This window comes from Novosphingobium sp. HNCC26DJ243 (genome assembly GCF_057180545.1).
Genome location: NZ_JBXUGN010000003.1, coordinates 217,173 through 235,460 on the forward strand (window position 1 = coordinate 217,173; position 18,288 = coordinate 235,460).

The window sequence follows — 18,288 nt, forward strand, 5'->3', positions numbered from 1 at the left end:
AATAATTGTGGTGCCCGCGTTACGGACACATGGCCGACCAAACCCGACTCTTTCCTGAACAGAACGCCGTTGCAACGGACACGGGATTCGACGGCAAGGATTCGAGCGGCCACCGCGCCCGCCTGCGCAAGCGACTGATGAACGGGGGAGAAGATGCGCTCGCCGATCACGAGGTGATCGAATACCTGCTCATGGTGGCAAGGCCGCGGATCGACACCAAGCCGATCGCGCGTTCGCTGGTGCAGCGCTTCGGCAGTTTGGCGGGTGTTCTCACCGCCGATCCGCAAGCGCTCGCGCTCCATCCCAACATGGGTGAAACGAGCGCTGCCGCCCTGCGCATCGTCGCTCTTGCCGCGCGGCGCCTTGCACGCACCACGGTGCGCGAACAGCCGGTCCTATCCAACTGGCAGGCGCTGCTCGATTATCTCCACATCGACATGGCGCATCTCAATGTCGAGCGCGTGCGCGTGCTCTACCTCAACACGCAGAACATGCTCATCCTCGACCATCTCGTGAGTGAAGGCACCCTCGACGAAAGCCCGATCTATACCCGGGAGGTGATCAAGAAGGGGATGGACGTTGGCGCGGCCGCGATGATCCTCGTGCACAATCACCCGTCAGGATCACCCAAGCCCAGCCGCGCAGATATCCAGATCACCCAGAAGATCATGGAGGCCGCACGCATGATGGGTATGTCGGTACACGATCACATCATCATCGGGCGCGAAGGCCACACCTCGCTAAAGGCTCAGGGACTTATCTGACGCCCGGGGTTTGCCGGCACCGGGCGCCGACACCGGGCGCCGACGCCAGGCGCAAATCAGGCCAAGGTTGCACGGCATGATGCCTTTCGCCATGGTCCGAGGCGGAGAACTCCAGCACCGGGATCACTTTGCACCATCGTCGTGAAATCGAAGGACTGCGCGCTCTCGCGATAATTCCGGTGGTTCTCTTTCATGCCGGAATTCCGGGGTGGGATGGAGGCTTTGTCGGCGTCGACATCTTCTTCGTGATCAGTGGCTTCCTCATCACAACAACGATATTGCAGGATCACGAGGCCGGCCGGTTCACGTTTTTCGACGTTCTGCCTTTCAGGCATTGCGATTGCCGTGGCGTTCGGAGCCGCTGCGCACTTCCGCCTCCTTCCCGCAAAGGGGCCCGCTAATGCAGCCGCAGAGGCTCCGGACGAGGTCGTGCCCGAAGGGGCGCTAAGTTTTGTGCTTTACCGGGACAGTCACGCCCGGCAATATTATCCGGCATTGACCAAGCGCTTCGGCAAAGCGGCGCTGCTTGGCCAATCAGCCTGCCTCTCGTTGCCGGGATCGAGCAATTTTCTGCCCACAGACAGCGGCGGGCCGGCCTGCATTGCAATGGCCGACAGGCTGGTCAACATGGTCCTGCGCCGGCACGTTAGCACGGTCTACTGGGCGCAGAGATGGGAGAGGGATCTACTGAGCACCGCCACCGGTGCAGCGTTGGGATCGACATCGTCTGACGGCTTGCCCGAACTGCTCACCGGCATCGACCGCTTGCGCCGCCGCCTGCCGGCCGGCACTCGCCTAGTCCTGATCGGCAACGTGCCGACCGCGCTCGCGGCAGGTCCGGTAATGTCCGGCGGCTACCTGCGCTGTCGCGCGTTCATCAACGTGGTCTGCCCTACCGCTTTTCCTTCGGTGCAAGCCGAGGCCCGAGGCATAAACGAGGCACTTGCCATATATGCCGCACAGCATCCCGGAGTGGCGTTCGTCGATACGGCGGACATGCTCTGCGCAGGGCCGCTGTGTCCGCTCGTGATCGAGGGAAGTCCCGTCTATGCCGATCATACGCATCTGGTTCCACGCTTTGCGCGTCAGGTGGTTTCCCGCTTCCCTTCCCCCTGAAACGCACCGGCGAATCGAGGAGGAATGGCAATCGGGACGCTTCGCCCCTTGCGTTTGCGCCCCCCCCGCCCTAGCGGCGCGGCGAGCATTTTATCGGAGTCGAACATGGTCCCCCGCTACGCCCGCCCTGCCATGACCGCGATCTGGGAGCCTGAAGCCCGCTATCGCATCTGGTTCGAGATCGAGGCTCACGCCACCGAAAAGCTCGGCGAGCTTGGCGTGGTGCCGCCTTCGGGCGCAAAAGCACTTTGGGACTGGTGGGCGAAAGACCCGACCATCGACGTTGCCGCGATCGACGCGATCGAAGCCGTCACCAAGCATGACGTCATCGCCTTCCTCGACTGGGTCGCCCAGCAGGTTGGCCCAGAAGCACGGTTCATGCATCAGGGCATGACCAGCTCCGACGTGCTCGACACTACGCTCAGCGTCCAGCTTGCGCGCGCATCGGATCTGCTGATCGCCGATCTCGACGCGCTGCTCGAAGCGATCAAGCGCCGCGCCTTCGAACACAAGTATACGCCCACCATTGGCCGCAGCCACGGCATCCATGCCGAACCGACCACTTTCGGCAAGAAGCTCGCCGAGGCTTATGCCGAGTTCACCCGCTGCCGTGCGCGCCTCGTCGCCGCGCGCGCCGAAGTCGCCACCTGCGCGATCTCGGGCGCGGTTGGCACGTTCGCGAACATCGATCCATCGGTCGAGGAATATGTCGCCGAGAAGCTCGGGCTTGAGGTCGAGCCGGTCTCGACGCAGGTCATCCCGCGCGATCGCCACGCGATGTTCTTCGCTACCCTCGGCGTGATCGCCAGCAGCATCGAGCGCCTCGCCGTCGAGGTCCGTCACCTCCAGCGCACCGAAGTGCTTGAGGCCGAGGAATACTTCTCGCCGGGCCAGAAGGGCTCGTCGGCCATGCCGCACAAGCGCAATCCGGTCCTCACCGAGAACCTCACCGGCCTTGCACGCATGGTTCGCTCGGCCGTTACACCAGCGCTGGAAAACGTGGCGCTCTGGCACGAGCGCGACATCTCGCACTCCTCGGTCGAGCGCTTCATCGGGCCTGACGCCACGATCACGCTCGACTTCGCGCTCGCCCGACTTACGTCGGTCATCGACAAGCTCGTCATCTATCCCGAACGGATGCAGAAGAACCTCGACAAGATGGGCGGCCTTGTCCATTCGCAGCGAGTTCTCCTCGCGCTGACCCAGGCCGGGCTCGAGCGCGACGCTTCCTATCGCCTTGTCCAGCGCAATGCGATGAAGGTCTGGGAATCGGACGGTCAGCTTTCGCTGATGGAACTGCTCAAGGCCGATCCGGAAGTGTCTGCGGTGCTCACGGCCGAGCAGATCGAGGACAAGTTCAACCTCGACTATCACTTCAAGGGCATCGACACGATCTTCGCCCGCGTCTTCGGCGAGGCTTGATCCAGCGCGCTTTCGCGGGGACTGGCCAAGCGCGTTCACCTGCCCTAGCATCGCAGGCGGACGGGCAGGTCATGAAGCGGGAGGCATGAGCATGCTGCGCACGATATTCTGGGTTCTGGTCATTTCTGCCCTTGCCGCGTTCAGTGCGGCGAACTGGGTGCCGGTCGAAGTGCGCATCTGGGAGGGCCTGCTGCTCGAAACCCGGCTGCCCGCACTCGTCATCGCCGCGTTCCTGCTGGGCCTAGTGCCGACCTGGCTGCTTTACCGCGCCACCCGCTGGCGCCTGACCCGCCGCGTCGCCACGCTCGAAGCTGCAGCCGCAACCCGCACTGCGCCATCGCTCTCCTCCACCAACCTCGAAGCGGCCCAGAGCCGGGACATCAGAAGCGAGACCCTGTGAGCAACCCGATCTACCTTGCCCTCGATCTGCCCCGCCTCGATGCCGCCATTGCCCTTGCCCAGAAGGTCAAGGGCCATGTCGGCGGGCTGAAGCTCGGACTCGAGTTCTTCTGCGCACATGGCCATCACGGCGTGCACGAAGTGGCCAAGGTTGGCCTGCCGATCTTCCTTGACCTGAAACTGCATGACATTCCGAACACCGTGGCAGGTGCCATGCAGGCGATCCACGTCCTGGAACCGGCCATTGTCACGATCCACGCCACGGGCGGTCGCGCGATGATGGAAGACGCCAAGGCTGCTGCTGGCGAGCGCACCAAGGTCGTCGCCGTCACGGTCCTGACCAGCCTCGACGATGGTGATCTCAATGGCATGGGCGTCGCGGGTTCGGCCCACGATCAGGCGCTGCGCCTCGCCGATATCGCACAGGAGGCCGGACTCGACGGCATCGTCTGTTCTGGGCACGAGGTTGGCGCGGTCCACAAGCGTTGGAAGAACGGGTACTTCGTCGTCCCCGGCCTGCGCCCGGCAGACGGGACCGTGGCCGACCAGAAGCGCATCGTCACCCCGCGCGCTGCGCGCGACGCCGGAGCCAGCGTGCTCGTGATCGGCCGTCCGATCAGCCGCGCCGAAGACCCGGTGGCCGCCGCCCGCGCGATCGAAGCCACTCTTTGACCCCATGATCCGTTTCAGGCCTGCTGGCCCTGCCGATGTAGCGCGCCTGCGGGCACTGGTCGAAGCATGCTATCGCGGCGACAGCGCCAGGCAGGGTTGGACCCACGAAGCCGACTTACTCGACGACGAGCGCACAAGCGATACGGAGCTGTCTGCGGCCATTGCCGCTCCTGACGTTCGGGTGCTTCTTGCCGAAATGGATGGAGAACTCGTCGGCACCGTAACGATCACCGATCTCGGAAAGGCGCGCGCCTATCTCGGCATGCTGTGCGTTTTGCCGCAATGGCAGGCCGAAGGCCTTGGCCGCGCGCTCATCGCCGATGCCGAGGACACGGCTGCCGAGCAGTTCGGTGCCCGGATCATGGAGATGACCGTGATCGCGGCACGACCAGAGCTTATCGCCTGGTACGAGCGGCGTGGCTATGTCCGCACCGGCGAAACGCGTCCGATGCCCGTTTTTGGCAACGACGGCATCACCATGGTTGTACTCGAACGCCGCTTGGGTTGACCCGACTCCTGGCTCAGTTCGGCCGTTATTCGAAGCTTTGCTCCGGGCCGCTTGCAGGATCGACAAAATCTGCGGCCGGTTCGGCCTCGATCGGCCGCGAATCCATTGGGGATTCGGCAATTTCGCGCTTCATGTCCGCTTCCATCTGAAGCGCGTTCCTGGCGGCAGTGCCATAGCTGCCATCCACGCCGTCGTTCGGCCAGCGATAGGCCGTCGAGCCTTCGGCGAGCTGCGGATCGAATGGCCGATCCTTCAGCGTTGCATCGACCAGCTCGATCACACGATTGCGGATCAAGTGATGGGCCATGCCAGCTGCGGCACCGTCACCCGCGCCGCCGCCCTCGCAAATGACGGCGACTTTCGTCTTGTCTGCGGCAAGTTCTGTCAACCTCACGGTACAGGCATGATGGGCCATCGAGCCGCTGGCATCGTACGTGACTTCCGAGCCGCCGTTACCGTCAATTGTGGTTTCGAGGCGGAAGAAGGGTCCGGTCGCTGACGGTTCGATCTTTGCCGTCATCAGTTTGTCGTACGCGGCCTTGCGTCCCATCGGGTAATCATCAGGCTCGGCACAGCCTGCCAGAAATGCAAGCAAGGCCAGCGCAGGCACGATCTTCCTCTTGTCCATTCCCCACCCCCAACGGAACGATCCGACACCCGGCGAGTAACAGGGAAAGCTTAACGATCGGCTCAACGCCAATTCATCGTCACGAAAGCGACGACCTGCCAGTTCTTGTCGACGACCTGAGGGAGAATACACGTATGAAACGCCCCATCCTGCTCGCTGCCGCCGCGCTTGCTGCGCTTGTTCCGCTTTCCACACAGGCCCAGACCATGTCCTCAGGCCCCGTCGTCGCTTCGGGCAACACGCTGTTGAACGTTGCCGCCGAAGGCAAGTCCACGCGCACGCCCGATCTCGCTGTGTTCAGCGCTGGCGTCACCACGCAGGCGAAGACCGCTGGCGCGGCGCTGACCGAGAACGCCCAACGCATGACGGCGGTTATCGCGGCGTTGCGAAAGGCGGGCATTGCCGAGCGCGACATCCAGACCAGCAACCTCTCGGTCAATCCGGTCTATGGCCAGCCGCAGCGCATGCCCGATGGCTCGATCGAGCAGCAGGACCCTGTCATCATCGGCTATCAGGCGACCAATCAGGTCTCCGTCCGCCAACGCAAGCTCGACAGCTACGGGAAGGTCATCGACACCCTCGTCGCCAATGGCGCGAACCAGGTCAACGGTCCTTCTTTCCAGCTCGACAATGCCGACGCCGCGATGGACGAGGCCCGGATCGAGGCGATGAAGAAGGCTCGCGCCCGGGCAGACCTCTATGCCAAAGCCGCCGGACTGCGCGTCGTCCGCATCCTGACCATCAGCGAGAACGCAGGTTGGGCGCCGCCGCCTGCGCCTCCGATCATGTTTGCGCGCGCAGACATGGCCAGTGCGCCCAAGGCCTCGCCCGTTGCGGCAGGCGAGCTTGAAATGACGGTGACGATCAACGTGAGCTACGAACTGGCGCCCTGACCTTCAGGCATAAATTGACAGGTGCGGCGCGTTACCCGTAACGCGCCGCTCATGCCTGCGCCTGCCATCAAGATCTGCGGGATCAACACGCCTCAGGCGCTCGACGCGGCCATTTCCGCGCGCGCCGACTACATCGGACTAGTGTTCTTCGCCAAGAGTCCGCGCAATGTCTCGCTGGCCGCGGCTGCGACATTGGGCGATCGTGCTTCGGGCCGGGCCAAGATTGTCGGCCTGTTCGTCGATGCAGATGCCAGCTTCATCACCGAAGCTGCCATCGCTGCACGGCTCGACGTAGTTCAGTGCCACGGAAGCGAGACGCCCGAAACTCTCGCCCAGTTACGCGGCAACCTCGGCCTGCCCGTGTGGAAAGCACTCTCCGTTGCAACACGCGATGACGTCCTGCGCGCGCAGTCCTATTCCGGTGCGGCCGACCTCGTGCTGTTCGATGCAAAGGCCCCCAAGGGCGCGGATCTTCCCGGCGGTCTCGGCCTCGTCTTCGACTGGAGCCTGCTCACGGCCCATCGCGGCCCCATGCCGTGGGGCCTTGCCGGCGGTCTCTCGGCGGACAACGTGGCCGAAGCGGTGCGGCGCACCGGCGCTCCGCTGGTCGATGTATCCTCGGGCGTCGAAAGCGCGCCCGGTGTGAAGGACGCGGACCGCATACGCAGCTTCTGCTTCAACGCCCGCAACGTCTGACCTCTCTAGGCAAAAACGGGCGGCCTCCCCAAGGAGGCCGCCCGCCTGATCAACCGTGGATGGTTATGCGATCAGAACTTCACGCCAAGGCCGACAGCCACGGCGTCAACGTCGTCACCGAAGTTCGAATCGACGAAGAAGTGACGGTATTCGACCTTGCCGTAAAGCTTGCCGAACGAGTGCTGGTAGCCAGCGCCTGCGGTCCAGGTGCCATCGCACAGGTCACAAAATTCGGTGTTGTAGCCGCCAACGGCATAGAGCTTGCCGGCTTCGGCGATCTTGGCACCAAGACGGCCGTTGAAACCGAACGAAACCTTGGTGTTGTCGGTCAGCAGCTTGTCAGCGGTAACTTCGGCACCGACAAAAGCGGTCTGGCCGAGATCGTAATCGTAACCGGCGGCAACGCCAGCGATGGCTTCGCTTTCACCGTTGCTCCATGCAACGCCACCGCGTGCTTCGACGCGTGCTTCGTTGGCAAGAGCCGGAGTTGCCGCAACAAGCGAGGCGGCGAGAGAGATAAGAACCAGACGCATAGTAGTACTCCTGACTTTTTGGCCCCTTCTTTGTGAAGTGAGCGAGGCGGCAGGTAGTAACCACGCAATCCGGTGACAATGCCGAAATTCACATGGATTAAATAAGTCTCGAGAAATGTGACTTTCTCGCAACATCCTACTCTCTAACAATTTTTATGATAGAAATTATGTTTCCGCCTTACTTGAAAAAATGAAGGCGGCCCCCATTGGAGCCGCCTTCACGACGTAGCCCTTCCCACCTAGTTCCCGCCATATTGCCGCTACATGAACGACCGGCGGGACCTGTCCGGCAACCTCGGCCGTGCCTGCCTGAAAGGGCGCAAAACCGCAGATCGCGTCAGGCGAATCTGGACAAGCGCCGTGCCCTCTGCCAAGCGCCAAGCCATGACCGTTCAGACACCCAACAGCTTCCGGAACCAGCCTGACGAGCGCGGCCACTTCGGCCAGTTCGGCGGACGCTACGTTGCCGAAACGCTGATGCCGCTGATCCTCGATCTTGAGCAGGAATATCGCAAGGCCAAGGCCGACCCGGCGTTCCAGGCCGAGTTCGACGACCTGCTCGAACATTATGTCGGCCGCCCGAGCCCCTTGTACTTCGCACCGCGCCTCACCGAGGAACTGGGTGGCGCGCAAGTCTGGTTCAAGCGGGACGAGCTGAACCACACCGGCGCGCACAAGATCAACAATTGCATCGGGCAGATCCTGCTCGCCATGCGCATGGGCAAGACGCGGATCATCGCCGAAACCGGCGCGGGCCAGCACGGCGTGGCCACCGCCACGGTCTGCGCGCGCTTCGGCCTGCCTTGCGTGATCTTCATGGGCGCGACCGACGTCGAGCGGCAGAAGCCCAACGTGTTCCGCATGAAGCTGCTCGGTGCCGAAGTCGTGCCGGTGACGGCAGGCGCAGGCACGCTCAAGGACGCGATGAACGAGGCGCTGCGCGACTGGGTCGCCAACGTCCACAACACCTTCTACATCATCGGCACCGCTGCTGGCCCGCACCCCTATCCGGAACTGGTCCGCGATTTCCAGAGCGTGATCGGCAAGGAAGCGCGCGCGCAGATGCTCGCCCGCACTGGCCGCCTGCCCGACGTGCTGGTGGCGGCCATCGGCGGCGGATCGAACGCCATCGGCCTGTTCCACCCGTTCCTCGATGATGCCAGCGTGAAGATGCTTGGCGTCGAAGCGGCGGGCCATGGGCTCGACAAGGAACATGCCGCATCGCTGGCGGGCGGACGCCCCGGCATCCTCCACGGCAACAAGACCTACCTGCTGCAGAACGAGGACGGCCAGATCACCGAGGGCCACTCGATCAGCGCAGGCCTCGATTATCCCGGCATCGGTCCTGAGCATTCATGGCTCAAGGAAGTGGGCCGCGTCGATTATACCTCGGTAACCGACAAGGAAGCGCTGGACGCATTCCAGCTGCTCTGCCGCACCGAAGGCATCATCCCCGCGCTCGAACCCGCCCACGCCATCGCCGCCGTCAAGAAGCTCGCGCCGACGATGGGCAAGGACCAGATCATCCTCGCCAACCTGTGCGGCCGCGGCGACAAGGACATCTTTTCCGTGGCGGAGCATCTGGGGGTTTCGCTTTGACATATAGCCCTCCCCCCTTCAGGGGAGAGGGTTGGGAGAGGGGAAGTGCGCGACCCGAGAATTACGGAGTTCGCCCGCGACAACCGCAAGGCCATGTCCGAGCCGGAAACACGCATGTGGCTGCAGTTGCGTGCCGAGCGTTTCCAGGGCGTGAAGTTCCGTCGACAAAAAGTGATCGGATCTTACATCGCGGATTTTTCCGCCAACGAGCCCAAGCTTGTGATCGAGATCGATGGAAATACCCACGATGTCGATGATGCCCGCGATGCAATCCGGACTCGCTTTCTGGAATCGGAAGGCTATCGGGTTGTGCGATATACGAATGTGGACGTTATGCAGAATTTGGAGGGCGTTTTGATCCATCTGGCGAGCGTGATTGGGGAAATGCAGCCCCCTCTCCCAACCCTCTCCCCTGAAGGAGAGAGGGCTAAGTGACCCGCCTCTCCAACGCCTTCGCCAAGGGCCGCCCGGCCCTCGTCACCTTCGTCACGGGCGGCGACCCGACGCCTGAGGCCACTGCTTCCATCCTCGACGCCCTCGTCGAAGGCGGGGCCGACGTGATCGAGCTGGGCATGCCGTTTACCGACCCGATGGCCGATGGTCCGGCGATCCAGCTGGCGAACTTGCGCTCGCTCGGCGCAGGCACGACCACCACCGACCTTTTCCGCATCGCCACCGAGTTCCGCGCACGCCACCCGGAAGTGCCGCTGGTGCTGATGGGCTATGCCAATCCGATGATTACGCGCGGGGCTGAGTGGTTCGCCGCCGAATGCGTCAAGGCTGGCGTCGATGGCGTGATCTGCGTCGACATTCCGCCCGAGGAAGACGCCGAACTCGGCCCTGCCCTGCGCGGCGCGGGCGTCTCGCCGATCCGCCTTGCCACGCCCACCACCGACGCGGCGCGGCTTCCCACCGTGCTCGAAGGCTCGTCGGGCTTCCTCTATTACGTCTCGGTCGCGGGCATCACGGGGATGCAGCAGGCCGCGCAGGCGAGCATCGACGAGGCGGTTTCGCGCATCAAGGCCACGGCCACGATCCCGGTTGCGGTCGGTTTCGGCGTGCGCACGCCCGATCAGGCCGCCGCCATCGCCAAGGTCGCTGATGGTGTCGTCGTCGGTTCGGCGCTGGTCGATCTCGTCGCACAGCACGGCGCCGATGCCGCAGGCCCGGTGCGCGAACTCACCGCCGCGCTCGCCGCTGCTGTCCACTCTGCCCGCACACAATAGAATCGTCATTGCGAGTGCGGCAAGCGCCGCGCGAAGCAATACAGAGCCGCGCAGAACCGCCTCTGGATTGCTTCGCGGCTTCGCCACTCGCAATGACGAAGGAATGAGGATAAAGGTCCAGTCATGAGTTGGCTCAACAAGGTCCGCAACGCTCTCCCCTTCACGCCGAAGCGGGACACGCCGGATAACCTGTGGATCAAGTGCCCTTCGTGCAGCGAAATGCTGTTCGTGAAGGACTATGAGGACAACCTCTCGGTCTGCCCGCATTGCGATCATCACGGCCGCATCGGTGCCGACGCACGGTTCGACCAGTTGCTCGACGCGGGCTACGAACTGCTGCCCGCTCCGAAGGTCAAGGAAGACCCGCTCAAGTTCCGCGACAGCAAGAAGTATGTCGATCGCTTGAAGGCCGCCCGCGCCGCCAACCCTCATGCCGATGCACTGACCAACGCCTTCGGCCGGATCGAAGGGCAAAGGTGCGTCGTCGGCGTGCAGGAATTCGCGTTCATGGGTGGATCGATGGGCATGGCCGTGGGCAATGCCTTCGTCGCAGGTGTGACACGCGCGATACGTGAAAAGTGCCCCTACGTGGCCGTTACTGCCGCTGGCGGCGCCCGCATGCAGGAAGGTATTCTCAGCCTTATGCAGATGCCGCGCTCAACCGTGGCGATTGCCCGCCTGCGCGCTGCGGGCCTGCCCTATATCGTCGTGCTGACCGATCCCACCACGGGCGGCGTCACCGCCAGCTACGCCATGCTGGGCGACGTGCAGATCGCCGAACCCGGCGCCCTCATCGGCTTTGCCGGACAGCGCGTCATCCAGGACACGATCCGCGAAAAGCTGCCCGAAGGCTTCCAGCGCGCCGAATATCTCCACGCCCACGGCATGGTCGACATGGTCACCCACCGCCGCGACCTCAAGGTCACGCTGGCGCAGGTGATCGACTATCTGATGGCGGCAAAGGCGGCATAAGCGCGTCAGCCCTACATTGGGGTGGAGAGGGGCAGTGAAGGACTTCGCAATCTCCGAAGACCCGGCGGTGCAGGCCCAGCTTGATCGCCTGGGGGCGCTGTCGCTGCCTTCGGGCCGCCTCGGTCTCGATACTGTCCGCGAACTCTGCGCGCGTCTCGGCAATCCGCAGGACAGCCTGCCGCCGGTGTTCCATGTCGCGGGCACCAACGGCAAGGGGTCGACCTGCACTTACTTGCGCCATATCCTTGAAGCCGAGGGGCTGACAGTCCACTCGGCCACCAAACCGCACCTGGTCCGCTACAACGAACGCTTCCGCATCGCAGGCAAGCTGATCGAGGACGATCTGCTTGCCGCTCTTCTCAAGGAAGTGCTCGACGCAGGCGAAGACCTTGAGCCGAGCTTCTTCGAAGTCACCACGGCCGCCACGTTTCTCGCCTTTTCGCGCGTGCCCGCCGATGCCTGTGTGATCGAGACCGGGCTGGGTGGCAGGCTCGATGCGACGAACGTCATGCCGTCGGCTGCCGTCTGCGGCATCGCCACGCTCGGCATCGACCACGAAGCGTTCCTGCTCACGCCAGAGGACGGCACGCCCACCGATCCGCTGGCCCGCATCGCTTTCGAGAAGGCGAGCATCGCCAAACCCGGCGTACCGCTGGTGACGATGGCCTATCCACAAGTCGCCGCCGATTCCGTGGCGGAGACCGCAGCGCGCATCGGAGCGCCGCTGATCATGCGTGGGCGCGACTGGGATGCCGAGATTGCAGGCTCGATCCTCTATCGCGACGAGCATGGCGAATTGCCGCTGCCATTGCCTGCCCTCCCCGGCACGCATCAGGCCGAGAACGCGGCGCTCGCCGTGGCGATGATCCGCCACCAGCGCGCGGTTCAGGTCACGCTTGGCGCGGTCAGCAAGGGCATCGTCAATGCCCGCTGGCCGGCGCGCCTCCAACGCCTGGGTGCCGGGCCGATCACCGCGCTCACGCCGGGCCGCACCGTCTGGCTCGACGGCGGCCACAACCCCGACGCGGGCCTCGCCATCGCGCGCCATCTTGAGAGCCAGCCGCCGGTTCACCTCATCATGGGCATGCTGGCAAACAAGGACCCTTCCGCGATCCTCGCGCCGCTGGCGGACAGGGCGCTGTCGATCTCGGTGGTCCCGGCCCCCGGCCATGACGCGCACAAGCCGGAGGACTTCGCGCCCTTCACCGCCCTGCCCGTCCGCAGCTTCGCCACCGTGCCCGAGGCACTGGCCACGCTTCCGCCAGAAGGCGACGTCCTGATTGCAGGCTCGCTCTACCTCGCAGGCGAGGTGTTGCGGCTGAACGAGGAAATACCGGACTAACCTTGACCCGTCCGTGGGTTACGCTTCCTCTTCCCCTGCCGTGCCCATCGCAGCATCGACAAGTCCGCTCCGGCTCATCCACCAGAACAGCACGATGCCCGGCAGCGCCAGAAGCGTGGTGAGCAGGTAGAAGTTCACATAGCCCATCGATTCGATCAGCCCGCCTGCCGTCGTGCCGGTCGCAAACCGCCCGACCACGCTCGCGCTTGCCGAAATCAGCGCATATTGGGCAGCGGTATACCGCAGATCGCACAAGGCCGAGAAATAGGCGACCACGACCACTCCGCCATAACCTGAGGCAATGTTCTCGAAGCCGATCGCGCCTGCCATGCCGAGGTTCGAATGTCCTGCCGCCGCCAGCGCGGCGAACGACAGGTTGGATACGGCCATCAGCACCAAAGCGAGCAGAACCGAGCGCTTGAGCCCCAGCCTGGCATAGGCCACGCCCCCGATGAACACGCCGATCAGATAGGCCCAGAAGCCCACGCCAACGTCCCAGATCGCGATCTCGTCATTGCTGAAACCGAGATCGTCGAACAACAACCGGAACGTGAGGTTCGCCAGCGTATCGCCGACCTTGTGGACGAGGATGAACAGCAGGACGAGCCACGCACCATTGCGACGGAAGAACTCCCCGAACGGCCCGATGATCGATGCGAAAACCTCGCTTACACCCTTGCGCGCCAATGGATCGCGATGGCGGGCAGGTTCGCCCAGCACCAGTGCGGTGATCATCGCAGGCAGCGCAAACAGTGCGCAGGCCAGATACGCCGCGCTCCAGCCACCGCGAGAGGCCACGATCAGCGCAAGCGCGCCCGCACCGGCCGAACCGATACGCCAGCCATACTGGCTCATCCCCGATCCCGTGCCGAGCTGGTATGGCTTGAGCGTCTCGATCCGGTAGGCATCGATCACGATGTCGAAAGTGGCACCCGCAACGCCCACCAGCACCGCGGCCAGCACGGTCGCCCCAAGATCGGCGGAGGGATCGACCAGCGCGAGGTTGGCCACCGCCGCCATGACCAGCGATCCTGCCAGCAGCATCCACGAAACGCGCTGCCCCATGCGTCCAAGCAGCGGCAAATGCACGCCATCGACGACCCAGGCCCAGAAAACCTTGAGATTGTAGACTAGGAAGGCAAGCGTGAAGGCGGTGACCGTCTTCTTGTCGATTCCGTCCTGCGCCAAGCGCGTCGTCAGCGTCGCGCCGATCATCGCATAAGGAAAGCCCGATGAAACGCCGAGGAAGAACGCCGCCAGCGATTCTTTCTCGAGGTAAGGCCGCACTGAATGCCACAGGCTGCGCTGATTCGACGTATCTGCGTTCATTGACGCCAATGCTCCCTCGTTCCGGCCCGCAGACTAGCGGCCAAATCGCGTGGCGCCAGAGGCAGATGACTCGGGGTGACGGATTGCGCTATCTCGCGTAAGGGGCTGCGCATGACTTTTCCCCCACGAAGCGGCGGCGATCGCCCGAAGCGGTTCAGCCCTCGCACCGGCACGCCCGAAAAGAAGCCCTTTTCGATGCGCAGCGGTGCGCCGCGCACCTCGGAGCCGGTTGTCCCCGCAAAGCGCGCGCCAGCCGCCGATGGCTCCGAGCGCGAAGGCGATCGTATCGCCAAGCTGCTCGCCCGCGCCGGTATCGCCAGCCGCCGCGAAGTGGAACGCATGATCGAGGATGGCCGCGTCAAGCTCAACGACGAGGTCGTCACCACGCCTGCAACGCTGCTCACGTCGCTGCGCGGCGTCTCGGTTGACGGCAAGGCCGTCGGCCCGATCGCGCCGCCGCGCCTGTTCCGTTTCCACAAGCCAGCCGGTCTGATCACCGCCGAGCGTGACCCTACTGGACGCCCGACGATCTATACCGCGCTGCGCAACTCGATGCCGAGCGATACGCCGCGCGTGATGCCGGTCGGCCGCCTCGACGTGAACACCGAGGGTCTGTTGCTGATGACCAACGACGGCGAACTGAAGCGCGCCCTGGAACTGCCGTCTACTGGCATTCCGCGCACTTATCGCGCGCGCACCTTTGGTGACATTTCGCAGGCCCGGCTCGAGGAACTGATGCAGGGCATCGAGATCGACGGCGTACGCTATGGCCCGATCAACGCCAATCTCGAACGCAGCGCCGGTCGCAACAAGTGGATCGAGCTGACCCTGATCGAAGGCAAGAACCGCGAGATCCGCCGCGTGCTCGAGCATCTCGGGCTCGAAGTCTCGCGCCTGCTGCGCACGCGCTATGGCCCGTTCGAACTGGCCGACCTGCAACGCGGTTCCGTCGAGGAAATCCCGCAGGTCATGGTCGAACGCTTCCGCAAGACACTCAAGACCGCCTGAGGATTTCACGATGAGGATCATCGCCGGAGAATGGCGTGGCCGCCCCTTGCGCGCGCCCGAGGGCGACACCACCCGCCCCACCGCTGATCGTACGCGCGAGACGCTGTTCTCGATGCTTGCCAGCCGCCTCGGCAGCTTCGAGGGCCTTGCCGTCGCCGACCTCTTCGCAGGTTCAGGGGCGCTTGGCCTTGAAGCCCTGTCGCGCGGCGCGGCCTCGGCAGTGTTCGTCGAAAGTGACGCTGCCGCCGTCCGCACCATCCGTACGAACATCGCTGCCCTGCGCTGCGCCCCGCAATGTGATGTGCGCGCGTCCTCGGTCCTGACGCTTGGACCGGTCAAGCAGCCGCTCGATCTGGTTCTGCTCGATCCGCCCTACGGCACCGGCGCGGGCGCAGTGGCGATCGAGCGCCTGACGCGCCTTGGCTGGATCGGCGAGGCCACGTGGATCTGCCTCGAAACCGCCGCCAAGGAAGTGCCCGACGTACGCATCTGCGAGGTCGATGCCGACCGCAAGGTCGGCAAGGCGCTGATCACGTTGATGCGGTTGAAGGGTTAATCCGGCAACCTCGGCGCAAATTGCACGCCGGCCAATGTCATGGCACCGGCAATGGTCAGGAACGCGCCGACATAGGCCGTGCCGCCTTCCGCTGCGGCCCATGCGGCAGCGAAGGGTGAAAGCGCGCCGCCGATGATTCCGCCGACGTTGAACGCAAGCGAAATGCCGGTGTAGCGCACCGCTACGGGAAACAGCGTCGGCAGCCATGCGCCAAGAGGTCCGTAGGCAAGTCCCATCACGAACAACGATCCTGCCAGCGTCGTGAAGACCACCGGCAGCGAACCGGAACCCAGCCCCGTTCCGAAGAACAGCCCGATCACCGCGGTCAGCGCCGCGCCCGTGCCAAGCACGCGCTGGACCGAGGCCTTGTCGGCCCAATAGGCGGCGACCAAGATTCCCAATGCGAAAAAGATGTTCGCGCCAAGCTGCACCGCAAGGAATTCCTGTTTGGCATAGCCCAGTTTGGTCGTGGCGAAAGACAGCGCGAAGGTCGTTGCGAGGTAGAACACGGCAAAGCACGCGACGACGCCCGCGATACCCGCCAGCACTGCTGGCATGTGCCCCCGAACCAGCCGCGAGATCGGCACCTGGGGCGGCGGCGCCTTGTCCATCGCCTCGCGGAAGGAGGGCGTCTCGCCGATCTTGAGCCGGACCCACAGGCCCACGCCCACCAGCACCGCGCTCGCCAGGAACGGCACGCGCCAGCCCCACGCGGCGAAATCCTCCTCCGACAGGCCAAGACCCAGCAACAGGAACAGTCCGTTGGCAAAGAAGAACCCGAGCGGTGCGCCGAGCTGCGGAGCCGATCCGAAGCGAGCTTCCCATCCTTTTGGCGCATTCTCTACCGCCAGCAGCGTCGCGCCGCCCCACTCGCCGCCAAGCCCGAAGCCCTGACCGAAGCGAAGCAGGCAAAGCAGCGCGGGCGCGATCCATCCGGCCATGGCGTATGTCGGCAGGAAGGCGATCAGCAGCGTCGATGTGCCCATCAGCATCAGCGAGGCGACGAGCGTGGACTTGCGCCCGATGCGATCGCCGAAGTGGCCGAATACGACGGCACCAACCGGCCTTGCAAAGAAGGCAAGTCCGAACGTCATGAACGAGAGCAGCGTCTGGGCGGTCTGCGATTCTGAAGGAAAGAACAGCGGGCCGATCACCAGAGCCGCCGCCGTCGCGTAGATGTAGAAGTCGTAGAACTCGACCGCCGTGCCGACGAGGCTGGCAGTAAGTACGCGGCCGTGCTGGCGAATCGGATTCATTGGCGCGCTCTCCCCACCTGTCGCGGGATCGTTCATTGGGCGTCGCGCGGGCCGGGTCAACCAGACACGGGAAAGGCAGTCACGAAAAAGGGGCGCCGGTCGCCCGACGCCCCCTTTGCTGCAGGTCAGATCAATTCGCGATCAAACGCCGCCGCGATTGCGGCAGCTGTCGGTCACGGTCTTGCTGCATACCGGGTACTTCTTGTTCATCGCCGAGGCAGGAGGTGCGCTCATGTTGCCCTCACTCGACATCGAGGACATCGATCCCGAACCCATGCTGCCGCTCATGCCGCTGCTCATGTTTCCACCCATTCCACTGCCCATGCCGGGCGAGGTCGCGCCCATTTCAGCCGAGGGCATCGGGCGCGTCATGTCACCCGACTGCATCGACGACTGCGCGGGATTGGCAGCCATGGACGGCATGTTGCCGCTTGCCGAAGCCGTACCCTTCACCTGGCCGACGATCGAAGGCCAGACCTGCATTCGCTGCTCAGGGGTCATCGCATAAATCTGCCCCTTCTGTTCGTCAGTCAGAGCCCACCAGCCCTTCTGCTGGTCGGCATCGAGCGTCCAGAAGTAGTCCTGGTAGGTCGAAGGCCATGCCTTGAACTTCGATTTCTGTTCAGCCGGCCACGCATCCATCATCGCTATCTGATCGGACGTCATCGTGGAGGCAGACGGCGAGGTCGAGGCGGTGGTCGCCTTCGTGCCGGTCGTGTCCTGCGCGCCGGCAGGAGACGTCGTATCGGGCATCGTCTGAGTATTGGTCGTGGTCGTTGCCGAGGTTGTCGACTGCGCGTTCAGCACCATCGGGGTAGCCGCAATCGCGAGGACGAGCGTGCTCGCTGCAAGAAAGCGTCGCATGGGAATTCTCCTGAAACAAAAAGGATTATTGACCAACCCAAGCTTGCTGTTGTGCCAAGGTTCCCGGCAATGAGACGGACCGCGCCCTGTCGCACGACGAAGCGAACGCTGTTGGGCGCGAAGGTGGAAGTCCGAAAAAATTGTAATTGTCCGAAACGTGTCTCCCATAGCCGGCAGCAATCATCTATTTACTTGCGACGACTATGGTGCCTTCAAAATCTTCGGGCGGTTCAAAGGCTGTTGACTGCAATGCTTCGTAACATCTTGATGGGTTTGGGGTGCCTGTTCATCCTCGTGATGGGGTCGTGCACGATGTTGGGCGTCGGCACTGCGGTTGTCGTTTCCAAAGGCGCGGAGAAGGTCGCCAAGAAGTACGACGATGAGGAGCTAAAGTACCATAACGATCGCGACAATCGCGACGCCGCCTATCACGAGCATTCCGACTACAACGCGGATTATTACGAGAATTACGAGTAAGCTGCGGGGCTTGCCGCCCCTTGTGGCA

At 63.8% G+C, this 18,288-nt stretch carries 22 protein-coding genes; 17 read left to right on the forward strand and 5 right to left on the reverse strand.

Annotation, left to right across the window (positions count from 1 at the left end; all coding sequences use genetic code 11):
• The first annotated feature begins 29 nt into the window (after positions 1-29).
• The 7 genes from radC (at position 30) to AC2A04_RS11425 (ending at position 4,881) form a co-directional block, all read left to right on the forward strand.
• Positions 30-764: a RadC family protein gene (gene radC, locus AC2A04_RS11395; RefSeq protein ID WP_484212459.1), complete on the forward strand. Its 735-nt coding sequence runs from the start codon at positions 30-32 to the stop codon at positions 762-764.
• A gap of 179 nt (positions 765-943) precedes the next feature.
• Positions 944-1,165, forward strand: a complete 222-nt coding sequence (locus AC2A04_RS11400; RefSeq protein WP_484212677.1) for a hypothetical protein — start codon at positions 944-946, stop codon at positions 1,163-1,165.
• A complete protein-coding gene (locus AC2A04_RS11405; RefSeq protein ID WP_484212460.1) occupies positions 1,110-1,880 on the forward strand; it encodes an SGNH hydrolase domain-containing protein in 771 nt (256 codons plus the stop codon). Before AC2A04_RS11400 ends, AC2A04_RS11405 begins: the two co-directional genes overlap by 56 nt.
• Before the next feature lie 105 nt (positions 1,881-1,985).
• Entirely contained in the window at positions 1,986-3,302 is a 1,317-nt protein-coding gene (purB, locus tag AC2A04_RS11410) for an adenylosuccinate lyase (protein WP_484212461.1), read from the forward strand.
• An 85-nt stretch (positions 3,303-3,387) separates the two neighbouring features.
• On the forward strand, positions 3,388-3,702 hold the full coding sequence (locus tag AC2A04_RS11415; protein ID WP_484212462.1) for a DUF1049 domain-containing protein: 315 nt from the start codon (positions 3,388-3,390) through the stop codon (positions 3,700-3,702).
• Entirely contained in the window at positions 3,699-4,373 is a 675-nt protein-coding gene (pyrF, locus tag AC2A04_RS11420) for an orotidine-5'-phosphate decarboxylase (protein WP_484212463.1), read from the forward strand. The genes AC2A04_RS11415 and pyrF overlap by 4 nt, the downstream gene beginning before the upstream one ends.
• A gap of 4 nt (positions 4,374-4,377) precedes the next feature.
• Positions 4,378-4,881, forward strand: a complete 504-nt coding sequence (locus AC2A04_RS11425; RefSeq protein WP_484212464.1) for a GNAT family N-acetyltransferase — start codon at positions 4,378-4,380, stop codon at positions 4,879-4,881.
• Between the two features lie 25 nt (positions 4,882-4,906).
• Here the strand turns inward: AC2A04_RS11425 and AC2A04_RS11430 are convergent, their stop codons facing one another.
• On the reverse strand, positions 4,907-5,509 hold the full coding sequence (locus tag AC2A04_RS11430; protein WP_484212465.1) for a hypothetical protein: 603 nt from the start codon (positions 5,507-5,509) through the stop codon (positions 4,907-4,909).
• A gap of 134 nt (positions 5,510-5,643) precedes the next feature.
• Here AC2A04_RS11430 and AC2A04_RS11435 point away from each other — a divergent pair, with 134 nt between their 5' ends.
• Positions 5,644-6,402 (forward strand): SIMPL domain-containing protein, encoded by a 759-nt coding sequence (locus AC2A04_RS11435; RefSeq protein ID WP_484212466.1) that lies wholly within the window; start codon positions 5,644-5,646, stop codon positions 6,400-6,402.
• A gap of 51 nt (positions 6,403-6,453) precedes the next feature.
• The gene (locus AC2A04_RS11440; protein ID WP_484212467.1) at positions 6,454-7,098 is read left to right on the forward strand and encodes a phosphoribosylanthranilate isomerase; all 645 of its coding nucleotides are present in this window, start codon (positions 6,454-6,456) and stop codon (positions 7,096-7,098) included.
• A gap of 71 nt (positions 7,099-7,169) precedes the next feature.
• Here AC2A04_RS11440 and AC2A04_RS11445 read toward each other — a convergent pair whose 3' ends face one another.
• Entirely contained in the window at positions 7,170-7,631 is a 462-nt protein-coding gene (locus AC2A04_RS11445; RefSeq protein WP_484212468.1) for an outer membrane protein, read from the reverse strand.
• Positions 7,632-8,015: 384 nt separating this feature from the next.
• On the opposite strand from AC2A04_RS11445, the gene trpB reads away from it, so the two are divergent.
• The 5 genes from trpB to AC2A04_RS11470 all read left to right on the forward strand — a co-directional run bounded on the left by trpB (position 8,016) and on the right by AC2A04_RS11470 (position 12,770).
• Positions 8,016-9,230, forward strand: coding sequence for a tryptophan synthase subunit beta (gene trpB, locus AC2A04_RS11450; protein ID WP_484212469.1), 1,215 nt, complete (start codon positions 8,016-8,018; stop codon positions 9,228-9,230).
• A gap of 45 nt (positions 9,231-9,275) precedes the next feature.
• A complete protein-coding gene (locus AC2A04_RS11455) occupies positions 9,276-9,665 on the forward strand; it encodes an endonuclease domain-containing protein (protein ID WP_484212470.1) in 390 nt (129 codons plus the stop codon).
• Positions 9,662-10,456, forward strand: coding sequence for a tryptophan synthase subunit alpha (gene trpA, locus AC2A04_RS11460; RefSeq protein ID WP_484212471.1), 795 nt, complete (start codon positions 9,662-9,664; stop codon positions 10,454-10,456). Before AC2A04_RS11455 ends, trpA begins: the two co-directional genes overlap by 4 nt.
• A 123-nt stretch (positions 10,457-10,579) precedes the next feature.
• Entirely contained in the window at positions 10,580-11,428 is an 849-nt protein-coding gene (gene accD, locus AC2A04_RS11465; RefSeq protein ID WP_484212472.1) for an acetyl-CoA carboxylase, carboxyltransferase subunit beta, read from the forward strand.
• Positions 11,429-11,462: 34 nt separating this feature from the next.
• On the forward strand, positions 11,463-12,770 hold the full coding sequence (locus AC2A04_RS11470) for a bifunctional folylpolyglutamate synthase/dihydrofolate synthase (RefSeq protein WP_484212473.1): 1,308 nt from the start codon (positions 11,463-11,465) through the stop codon (positions 12,768-12,770).
• Between the two features lie 18 nt (positions 12,771-12,788).
• On the opposite strand, the gene AC2A04_RS11475 is transcribed toward AC2A04_RS11470, so the two are convergent.
• The gene (locus AC2A04_RS11475) at positions 12,789-14,099 is read right to left on the reverse strand and encodes an AmpG family muropeptide MFS transporter (RefSeq protein ID WP_484212474.1); all 1,311 of its coding nucleotides are present in this window, start codon (positions 14,097-14,099) and stop codon (positions 12,789-12,791) included.
• 111 nt (positions 14,100-14,210) lie between these two features.
• Here AC2A04_RS11475 and AC2A04_RS11480 point away from each other — a divergent pair, with 111 nt between their 5' ends.
• Positions 14,211-15,107: a pseudouridine synthase gene (locus AC2A04_RS11480; protein WP_484212475.1), complete on the forward strand. Its 897-nt coding sequence runs from the start codon at positions 14,211-14,213 to the stop codon at positions 15,105-15,107.
• Positions 15,108-15,117: 10 nt separating this feature from the next.
• Positions 15,118-15,663, forward strand: a complete 546-nt coding sequence (rsmD, locus tag AC2A04_RS11485) for a 16S rRNA (guanine(966)-N(2))-methyltransferase RsmD (RefSeq protein WP_484212476.1) — start codon at positions 15,118-15,120, stop codon at positions 15,661-15,663.
• Here the strand turns inward: rsmD and AC2A04_RS11490 are convergent.
• Complete coding sequence (locus AC2A04_RS11490; RefSeq protein WP_484212477.1) at positions 15,660-16,919, reverse strand: MFS transporter; 1,260 nt, start codon at positions 16,917-16,919, stop codon at positions 15,660-15,662. The genes rsmD and AC2A04_RS11490 overlap by 4 nt on opposite strands.
• Before the next feature lie 141 nt (positions 16,920-17,060).
• On the reverse strand, positions 17,061-17,783 hold the full coding sequence (locus AC2A04_RS11495; protein ID WP_484212478.1) for a hypothetical protein: 723 nt from the start codon (positions 17,781-17,783) through the stop codon (positions 17,061-17,063).
• A 249-nt stretch (positions 17,784-18,032) separates the two neighbouring features.
• Between AC2A04_RS11495 and AC2A04_RS11500 the strand changes: the two genes are divergently transcribed.
• Entirely contained in the window at positions 18,033-18,260 is a 228-nt protein-coding gene (locus AC2A04_RS11500; RefSeq protein WP_484212479.1) for a hypothetical protein, read from the forward strand.
• Positions 18,261-18,288: the final 28 nt, after the last annotated feature.

Bases quoted from the DNA above. Each gene is read 5' to 3' on its own strand.
- radC (WP_484212459.1), top strand. From the start codon at position 30: ATGGCCGACCAAACCCGACTCTTTCCTGAACAGAACGCCGTTGCAACG.
- purB (WP_484212461.1), top strand. From the start codon at position 1,986: ATGGTCCCCCGCTACGCCCGCCCTGCCATGACCGCGATCTGGGAGCCT.
- AC2A04_RS11415 (WP_484212462.1), top strand. From the start codon at position 3,388: ATGAGCATGCTGCGCACGATATTCTGGGTTCTGGTCATTTCTGCCCTT.
- AC2A04_RS11425 (WP_484212464.1), top strand. From the start codon at position 4,378: ATGATCCGTTTCAGGCCTGCTGGCCCTGCCGATGTAGCGCGCCTGCGG.
- AC2A04_RS11430 (WP_484212465.1), bottom strand. From the start codon at position 5,509: ATGGACAAGAGGAAGATCGTGCCTGCGCTGGCCTTGCTTGCATTTCTG.
- AC2A04_RS11435 (WP_484212466.1), top strand. From the start codon at position 5,644: ATGAAACGCCCCATCCTGCTCGCTGCCGCCGCGCTTGCTGCGCTTGTT.
- AC2A04_RS11440 (WP_484212467.1), top strand. From the start codon at position 6,454: ATGCCTGCGCCTGCCATCAAGATCTGCGGGATCAACACGCCTCAGGCG.
- AC2A04_RS11445 (WP_484212468.1), bottom strand. From the start codon at position 7,631: ATGCGTCTGGTTCTTATCTCTCTCGCCGCCTCGCTTGTTGCGGCAACT.
- trpB (WP_484212469.1), top strand. From the start codon at position 8,016: ATGACCGTTCAGACACCCAACAGCTTCCGGAACCAGCCTGACGAGCGC.
- accD (WP_484212472.1), top strand. From the start codon at position 10,580: ATGAGTTGGCTCAACAAGGTCCGCAACGCTCTCCCCTTCACGCCGAAG.
- AC2A04_RS11475 (WP_484212474.1), bottom strand. From the start codon at position 14,099: ATGAACGCAGATACGTCGAATCAGCGCAGCCTGTGGCATTCAGTGCGG.
- AC2A04_RS11480 (WP_484212475.1), top strand. From the start codon at position 14,211: ATGACTTTTCCCCCACGAAGCGGCGGCGATCGCCCGAAGCGGTTCAGC.
- rsmD (WP_484212476.1), top strand. From the start codon at position 15,118: ATGAGGATCATCGCCGGAGAATGGCGTGGCCGCCCCTTGCGCGCGCCC.
- AC2A04_RS11490 (WP_484212477.1), bottom strand. From the start codon at position 16,919: ATGAATCCGATTCGCCAGCACGGCCGCGTACTTACTGCCAGCCTCGTC.
- AC2A04_RS11495 (WP_484212478.1), bottom strand. From the start codon at position 17,783: ATGCGACGCTTTCTTGCAGCGAGCACGCTCGTCCTCGCGATTGCGGCT.
- AC2A04_RS11500 (WP_484212479.1), top strand. From the start codon at position 18,033: ATGCTTCGTAACATCTTGATGGGTTTGGGGTGCCTGTTCATCCTCGTG.